The sequence below is a fragment of the Simplicispira lacusdiani genome (assembly GCF_003604195.1).
GTDB lineage: Bacteria > Pseudomonadota > Gammaproteobacteria > Burkholderiales > Burkholderiaceae_C > Simplicispira > Simplicispira lacusdiani.
Window position 1 is genome coordinate 1 of the sequence record NZ_QXGR01000031.1, and the last position, 1,187, is coordinate 1,187.

Genomic DNA, 1,187 nt, shown 5'->3' on the forward strand with positions numbered 1-1,187 from the left:
GTGGCGCTGGCGCTGCTGCCGGTGGCCGAGGAATACAAGAAGATCCTGCTGGTCGAGCCCGCCGTGGCCGATTCCATCACGGGCGAGAAGTGGAACAAGTACATCTTCCGCACGGGCCGCAACAGCAGCCAGGACGCCATCTCCAACGCCGTGGCAGTGGACCGGGAGGGCGTGACCATCGCCACGCTGGCACAGGACAACGCCTTCGGGCGCGACGGCGTGAAGGCCTTCAAGGATGCCGTCAAGAAGGCGCGGCTGGCGCACGAGGAATACCTGCCCGCGGCCACCACCGATTTCACAGCGGCGGCCCAGCGCCTGATCGAGCGGCTCAAGGACCAGCCGGGCCGCAAGGTCATCTGGATCGTCTGGGCCGGCGCGGGCAACCCGTTCAAGATCGCCGACCTGGACCTCAAGCGCCACGGCATCGAGATCGCCACGGGCGGCAACATCCTGCCCGCCATGGTGGCCTACAACCAGTTCCCGGGCATGGAGGGGGCCACTTACTACTACTTTGGCTTTTCCAAGAACCAGGCCAATCTGTGGCTGGTGACCAACCACTACCTCAAGCACAAGTCGCCACCGGATTTCTTCACGGCGGGCGGCTTCAGCTCGGCCATGGCGCTGGTGACGGCGCTCAAGGCCACGAACGGCGACACCAACACCAACAAGCTCATCAAGACCATGGAAGGCATGAGCTTCGACACGCCCAAGGGCAGCATGACCTTCCGACGCGAGGACCACCAGGCGCTGCAAAGCATGTACCACTTCCGCGTGGCACCTGGCGCGCGCCAGGGCACCATGGCCGATCTGTACCTGGTGCGCGAGATCCGGCCGCAGGAGATGGACCTGCCCATCCGCAACCGGCGCTGAGAATGCATGGCCCTGGTGCAAACCCTGTGAAAATTCCAGGCAATTGTCTAAAAATTGGACAAACAATTTGTCTGCATTCTGAGCACTTGCTCTGAGCGCAGGAAAAATACCGTTACAAATCAATCGTTTGCCTGCTGGCACGAACTGTGCAATATGCAGGCATCACAACAGGAGACCTTCCCATGCAAAGACGCACCCTGGTAGCCCTGGCCGCACTGGCCGCCACCGTCGCCGCTCCGGCCTTCAGCCAGACGGGCGAGATCCGCATCGCCCACGTCTACAGCAAGACCGGCCCGCTGGAGGCCTATGGCAAGCAG

The 1,187-nt window shown here is 62.7% G+C and carries 1 protein-coding gene and 1 pseudogene; both read left to right on the top strand.

Annotated features, from left to right (window positions below; genetic code table 11):
* Positions 1 to 870: ABC transporter substrate-binding protein (locus tag D8S75_RS17235; RefSeq protein WP_119967586.1), on the top strand; the 870-nt coding region annotated here is incomplete at its 5' end.
* A 182-nt stretch (positions 871 to 1,052) separates the two neighbouring features.
* Positions 1,053 to 1,187 (top strand): annotated as a pseudogene (locus tag D8S75_RS17240) (ABC transporter permease); the annotation flags it as partial.